At 59.2% G+C, this 5,786-nt stretch carries 11 protein-coding genes; 8 read left to right on the forward strand and 3 right to left on the reverse strand.

Translation table 11 applies throughout. From position 1 onward, the window contains the following. Window positions 1-442: 442 nt before the first annotated feature. Both EN991_RS20865 and EN991_RS20870 read right to left on the reverse strand, forming a co-directional pair. Window positions 443-706 carry a hypothetical protein gene (locus EN991_RS20865; protein ID WP_013525235.1) on the reverse strand — a complete coding sequence of 88 codons (264 nt, stop codon included), beginning with the start codon at window positions 704-706 and terminating at the stop codon, window positions 443-445. 123 nt (window positions 707-829) lie between these two features. Beyond that, on the reverse strand, window positions 830-1,021 hold the full coding sequence (locus EN991_RS20870) for a hypothetical protein (protein WP_082827649.1): 192 nt from the start codon (window positions 1,019-1,021) through the stop codon (window positions 830-832). 489 nt (window positions 1,022-1,510) lie between these two features. Between EN991_RS20870 and EN991_RS20875 the strand changes: the two genes are divergently transcribed. The 5 genes from EN991_RS20875 to EN991_RS41015 all read left to right on the forward strand — a co-directional run bounded on the left by EN991_RS20875 (window position 1,511) and on the right by EN991_RS41015 (window position 3,616). Further along, on the forward strand, window positions 1,511-1,735 hold the full coding sequence (locus EN991_RS20875; protein ID WP_127369446.1) for a hypothetical protein: 225 nt from the start codon (window positions 1,511-1,513) through the stop codon (window positions 1,733-1,735). An 80-nt stretch (window positions 1,736-1,815) separates the two neighbouring features. After that, window positions 1,816-2,613, forward strand: a complete 798-nt coding sequence (locus tag EN991_RS20880) for a glycosyl hydrolase 108 family protein (protein WP_127369447.1) — start codon at window positions 1,816-1,818, stop codon at window positions 2,611-2,613. After that, a complete protein-coding gene (locus EN991_RS20885; RefSeq protein WP_127369448.1) occupies window positions 2,613-2,846 on the forward strand; it encodes a hypothetical protein in 234 nt (77 codons plus the stop codon). The genes EN991_RS20880 and EN991_RS20885 overlap by 1 nt, the downstream gene beginning before the upstream one ends. Continuing rightward, the gene (locus EN991_RS20890) at window positions 2,831-3,025 is read left to right on the forward strand and encodes a hypothetical protein (RefSeq protein WP_127369449.1); all 195 of its coding nucleotides are present in this window, start codon (window positions 2,831-2,833) and stop codon (window positions 3,023-3,025) included. The genes EN991_RS20885 and EN991_RS20890 overlap by 16 nt, the downstream gene beginning before the upstream one ends. A 66-nt stretch (window positions 3,026-3,091) precedes the next feature. Beyond that, on the forward strand, window positions 3,092-3,616 hold the full coding sequence (locus tag EN991_RS41015; RefSeq protein WP_245461025.1) for a DUF1515 family protein: 525 nt from the start codon (window positions 3,092-3,094) through the stop codon (window positions 3,614-3,616). Window positions 3,617-3,745: 129 nt separating this feature from the next. Here the strand turns inward: EN991_RS41015 and EN991_RS20900 are convergent, their stop codons facing one another. Further along, window positions 3,746-3,934: a hypothetical protein gene (locus EN991_RS20900; protein WP_127369450.1), complete on the reverse strand. Its 189-nt coding sequence runs from the start codon at window positions 3,932-3,934 to the stop codon at window positions 3,746-3,748. A gap of 263 nt (window positions 3,935-4,197) precedes the next feature. Between EN991_RS20900 and EN991_RS20905 the strand changes: the two genes are divergently transcribed. The 3 genes from EN991_RS20905 (at window position 4,198) to EN991_RS20915 (ending at window position 5,714) form a co-directional block, all read left to right on the forward strand. Next, window positions 4,198-4,605, forward strand: coding sequence for a response regulator (locus EN991_RS20905; protein WP_127367823.1), 408 nt, complete (start codon window positions 4,198-4,200; stop codon window positions 4,603-4,605). Window positions 4,606-4,694: 89 nt separating this feature from the next. Continuing rightward, window positions 4,695-5,354, forward strand: a complete 660-nt coding sequence (locus EN991_RS20910) for a response regulator transcription factor (RefSeq protein WP_127369451.1) — start codon at window positions 4,695-4,697, stop codon at window positions 5,352-5,354. Window positions 5,355-5,510: 156 nt separating this feature from the next. Further along, window positions 5,511-5,714 carry a CsbD family protein gene (locus tag EN991_RS20915; RefSeq protein WP_127369452.1) on the forward strand — a complete coding sequence of 68 codons (204 nt, stop codon included), beginning with the start codon at window positions 5,511-5,513 and terminating at the stop codon, window positions 5,712-5,714. The last annotated feature ends 72 nt before the right edge of the window (window positions 5,715-5,786 follow it).

Raw genomic sequence — 5,786 nt, forward strand, 5'->3', positions numbered from 1 at the left:
GTGTTGGCATGGTTTACGGATGGTTTCGCAGGCCATCGCGGATGCTTGCCACTGTGTCTGCTGGCGGAGACAAAAAAGCCCGCTGCCGGGAGGAGGTGGCAGCGGGCTCGATTTTCGAATGTGGCGCGGGAGGAGGTGCGCCTCATTCAGCGCCGGCATCGCATCTGGGAGGAGTAGATGGCCGACAATCAAAATCTACCCGCTGCCCAGCGATTTCTGCAATCGTGGATCGTGCATAGCTGCTGTGCAGATTTGCCTGTGCCGACACACGTGTAGCATCAGGCCTCCGAATTGGGCAATTTTGTAAGCTCAGCAATCGAGGGAAGGCCGGTCCCGATCCTTGGAGGCGACACCAAGGCCAGTCGCGACGCAGAGGAAGAGGACGTGTTCGACAAGATCGCCGCCCGGCCCCGGAAAAAATTTGCCAGCGGGTCGGAACCTACTACTGCTGCTCCGGCATTTCAGTATTTTCCTGAGGGTCTTTTTTCACGCCCGGGCTGGGTGACGTATCCACTGGCGCATTACCGCCCTGGTTTTGCACAGGAGCACGCTTGAACGGTGCCGTCTGCCAAGAGCCGTTCGATAAGGGCGTGAGTACAAAGAATGCCATTAGGCCTAGGAAAATGACGGCAATAACCGCCACGCCCCACGCCATGAGTCTTCGCGTGCCGCGTTGTTCTTCCCTGCGAGATAGATTGTCCACCATTGCTCCGGCCTCTCGTGAAGTGGCGCCTGTTGCGAAAGCATCTCCCTCCTCGAACTTCGCTATTGCATCAAAGTTCCGGCCCCGGTGCAGCATCCGCGAAAGAGCATTTTTAAGCTTAGCGCTCTAACGGCGTCGCCGGCGCATTGGGGGAATAGGCTTCGGGTTTAGCCTTAGCCACTGACCGGCGGCGAAGTTCCTCGCGAATTCCTCGGTCTCGAAAAGATGCTGGGTGGTTTCGCCATTCTCGACGAGTTGTACCGCCCACTGGCCGTCGATGTGTTCGATACGAACACCAGCCCTTTGGTCATCGTCCACGGCCCGCACTCCCACACACGACGAAGGCACCAACAAATCACAGCGCCCAAAGCGCTTCAACGTTCGAAATGTACAAAGCGAAGGAGAAGTCCTGTGACCGGCGTGGTGCGCACACTTCTGGAACGCTGGCAACCGAAGGGTCGATCACGAAGACGGTCATAGGCGAAAATGCGACTGACGCGGCATCCCTGGATTGCTCGGTCGCGCTCGGTAGGCTCGGCCTGGAGGTCACTGTTACCGGCGTTGCAGCAAATCCTACGGCTGGAATGCCGTCGTGCGGATGCTAGAGGTTTAGTTGTATCCGAGCATGTGACGCAATCCGACAATCGGTAGATAGACGGTCCAAATCATACCGATGGCGGCGGCAACACCAAGGCCAATCGCGGGAGCCCACGCCCTCCATTGCATCTGGAGCCGCGCTGCCAATTCAGTCAAACTCTCTTCCATGGACGAATACTTCCCAAGTCGATTCGAGGGGCGAAAATGCCAATGAACCCCAAGACTGCCGCGCTTGCAATCGCTGCTAGTATTTGCATCGCTGGTTTCGCCTACTCCAGCGGTCACAAGGCCGGTCGTGTTTCTCAACTAAAAGACACCGTCACGGCCTACAACCGCCGCATCGGGATTGACGACAAGGCCAACAGCCTCGGCCGCGTCGATCTCTGCCTGGAGCTTGGTGGCCTACTTGATGAGTGCCAGCGGCTAGACCGCTGATTTGCTTAACCGGCTGATCTCAGCCGTCCACCTCCATTGCCAATTCAACAACTGCCCATCAGGGCGGAAAGGTACTAGCCATGGACCGCAACTTCGCGCGGGCGCTTGCGCTCGTTCTGAAATCTGAAGGCCTCTGGGTGGACAACCCGGCCGATCCCGGCGGCGCCACCATGAAAGGCGTCACGCTCACCAACTTCCGCCGCTATGTGAAGGCCGATGCGACGAAGGCCGATCTGCGCAAAATCACTGACGCCCAGGTCGCGACAGTCTACCGCCGTTTCTACTGGGATGCGACGGCCGGCGCCCAGCTTCCCAGCGGGGTCGACTACGCTGTTTTTGGTTTCGCAGTGAATAGCGGTCCCGGTCGCGCGGCCAAATATCTTCAGGCCGTTGTGGGGATCAAGCAGGATGGGCGCATTGGCCCGGCCACCATTGCAGCCGTAAAGGCTAAGCCGGCCGGCGTTGTCATCGACGCGCTGTGCGACAATCGCCTAGGCTTCCTGAAGCGTCTCCCGACATGGAAGACCTTCGGCAAGGGCTGGTCCGACCGCGTCAAGTCGGTGCGCGCCAAAGCGCTGAAGCTGTCAGCTTTGCCCGACACTCCGCCGCCGGTCACTGTCGAGGTGAAGGTGCCGGTCGACAAACCCGTTGTTCCCGAAAAGGTCGAACAGAAGGTCAAGGAGAAATCCGGCTTTCTGTCTTGGCTGACCGGCCTCTTCGGTTCCGGCGCTATCGGGCTTGGCTGGCTTGCGGGCATGGACTGGCAAGCCGTCCTGGCTGGCGGTGTGGTCCTGCTGGTGCTCCTGCTGGTCCTGCTCCTGTTTCGCTCACAGATCGTCTCTGCGGTGCGCCAGATCAAGGCGGAGGTCGCGGAGTGATGTCCGCCTTCCTCGCTGCTCTCGTCGCTCAGTTGTGGCCGTACCGCCTTGTCGGCGCGGCCGGGCTCGTCGCGCTCTGGCGAGCCTATGCCATGGGCAAAGCGAAGAACCAGGCCAAGCAGGACGCGGCCGACGCCGCAGCGCGCATCGAACGCCAGAAGATCGATGATGCCGTGGCCGGCCGCGCTCTTGGCGACAACCGGGGGAGGTTGGGCGAATGGTCAAAATCCTGACGATGATCTTTGCACTTTTTGCAATGATCTCCTGCACTACGGTCGGAGGCAGCTTTTGCGCCGTGGAGCATCCTATCCGTCTCACGAAGGCGGAAGTCGCCACGCTCTCGGATGGGTCGGTTGCGGCGATCCTGGCGCACAATGAAAAGGGCGCCAAGCTCTGCGGTTGGAAAACCTGACATGGCAACTTCGGCAAACAAGAGCCTGGAAATGATAATCGGCGGCTCTTGGAGGCCACGCAGAACATGCAGCGCGACATCACGGAGATCCGACGCGACATCAAGGACAGCGATTCCCGTGCTGCCTTGAGCTACGAGCAGTCCGAACAGCGCGCTGCCGCCAGCCGGTCCAAGATGTATGCGAAAACCGACGAGCTGGTTGACTGTGTGGCGGCAACCGAAGCCGCTGTCAGCAAGCTCAACGACGATATGACGGGAGTGAAGGCGGTCACTGCCGAGGTGACCCGGTGGAAGCTCATGGGGCTTGGTGCGCTGGGCGTCACAGGAATGGCGGCTGCGGCCCTGGCTTCGCTGATCACCGCATATTGGTGCGACAAGGAAGTGTCGATGGAGAAGAAATTCGCCGAGATGAGTCGGCACCCGGCGCCTAGGTTCTTTGGCGGTGGAGTGGCCACGCCTGTAGCGCAAGTCGCTGTTGCGGAGGGCACGTCATCGCTCGTGCTCTACGATGACCGCATTCGCATTACCGCCGATGTGGACCTAGAAGGAGCGAAGGAGCTAATGCGCAAACTACAAAAGCGCATCGATTAGCTCGAAGAGGAAAAGGGGCCGAACTAGCCCCTTTTGTCCAGGGGCTTTCCGCCGCCTTATTGGCGATCTCAGCGCGCGCATTATGGTCTCGGCGCGCTTCTGCCACCCCCTTGGCGCCCAATGCCTTTGCTACGGGGCAGCGTTCATTCGTTTTTTCAATTCGATTGCGTTGGTTATTCGTCCAACAGCTTCCTCCATCTCGGCCAGTTCGAGCGCCGTGAACCTAGGCCCAATCTTGCCGATCATACGAGCGCATTCTCTTGCCGCGGAAATCGTCTCTCTGGCTATCGTCGCTCCATCGGCATCCTCGTCGATCAAGCTCATTCTCCTCTGCTTCGGCTAAGTCCAAGCATATAGGCGCTGGCGCCTTTGCGGGCAAACCGGATCCTGGGGGCATTATATTTCAATTTTCGAAGCGAAACATCGCCAGAGAACGGCTAAAGCACCAACCCCGCCGCCGCATGTTGACCTACATGCTGGGCGATCCCAGCTACTCCAGACCCCCGCCGCCGCTGTCCCACCCCGTTGATCGGTGGAACCAACACTCAATCGCGCCGTTGTGGCGGCCGGGAGGGTGGTTCATGAGCGAAAGCGCTATTCTGGTCGTCGAAGACGAGCTCTTGATCCTGCTCGACCTTGAAACAGCTTTGCAGGACGCGGGCTTTCTCGTCGTAGGAGTGCCGAGTGCCGAAGCCGCCGTAAAGGCGTTTGATGAGGATCCAAACAAGTTCGCCGGCCTCCTTACGGACATCCGTCTCGGCTCGGGAGAAACTGGGTGGGAAGTAGCCAGGCATGTAAGGCGAAGCAATCCAACCCTACCTGTGGTCTACATCAGCGGCGATGGTGCTATTTCCTGGGGCTCTGAAGGCGTCCCAGACAGCGTGATGATCGTCAAGCCGTTCTTCCCTCCCCAGATCATTACGGCGTTGTCCACACTGCTCAATCAGCAACACCCAACGGCGTCGAACGGCGGCGAACCCTCTCCGTAGAGCGGGCATTTTTTGGTTTATGAGCGGAACCTAAAATCCATCAGCAAGTTCAATAACGTTTTCAGCGCACGCTGTTGAGGGGAGCAAGCATGGTCGGCGCCATTCGCATCGCTGTTGTCGAAGATCATCCACTCTTTCGCGAAGGCGTGATGCGCAGCCTGTCAGAGATCGGAGGCTTCGAGATGGTTGGCGCGGGCGCCACGGCGCAGGATGCCGAACGCCTCGCCTCTACGGTGCGACCCGACATATTGCTGCTCGACATCTCTTTGCCGGGCGGCGGCCTCGCGGCGGTTGAGAGCATCCTCGCCAGCTACCCCACCCAGAAGATTGTCATGTTGACCGTATCGGAGGCCAATGCCGATGTAACTAAGGCTCTGAATGCAGGGGTGCGCGGCTATGTCCTCAAAGGCGTAGGGTCGCGCGGGCTCGCTGACATCCTGCGCAACGTAGCGGCCGGCGAGAGCTACCTCACGCCAACTCTTTCGGCACGGCTGCTCTCGGATCTCCAGTCCCCTGCTAACAGCACAGCAGACCGGCTGCGGCAGATGACCGAAAGGCAAACGGTAATCCTGCGGCTAGTGGCGGAGGGGCTGAGCAACAAGGAGGTCGCACGGCGCCTGAACCTCCACGAGAAGACAATCAAGCACCACATGACCAGGGTTATGTCAAAACTAAGTGTGCGAAACCGCACCGAGGCGGCTCTCGCGATGAGTGATTATCGTGACCGCTCTCCACAACCAAATCTTTGAGCTGAAGGAACTTGACCACGACACGGCATCCCTTCACTGCTTCCCTCAGCGGCGGGCCTTTTCCACCATCAGCGGCGGCTCTTTGTCCATCAAGTGCCCGGAACTTAGCCGGGCTGCGAACGTTTCAACTACGGTGCAACCAAGGAGGCCAAGGCCATGGATTGGAACCGCGTTGAAGGTAATTGGAAGCAGGTCAAGGGCAAGGTTAAGGAACAGTGGGGCAAGCTGACTGACGACGATTTGGACCGCATTGCCGGCAAGCGCGATCAGCTCGAAGGAAAAATTCAGGAAAGATACGGCCTTGAGAAGGACCGGGTTCGGAGAGACGTTGACGACTGGTACTCGTTGCAGGGTTGGTAGGGGACTATTCGAGATTTTGAGGGCCGCCTAACGGGCGCCCTTTCAATTTGATGGCACGAGCAGCCCCCCACG

This window comes from Mesorhizobium sp. M7A.F.Ca.US.005.03.2.1, from assembly GCF_003997795.1.
GTDB classification, from domain to species: domain Bacteria; phylum Pseudomonadota; class Alphaproteobacteria; order Rhizobiales; family Rhizobiaceae; genus Mesorhizobium; species Mesorhizobium ciceri.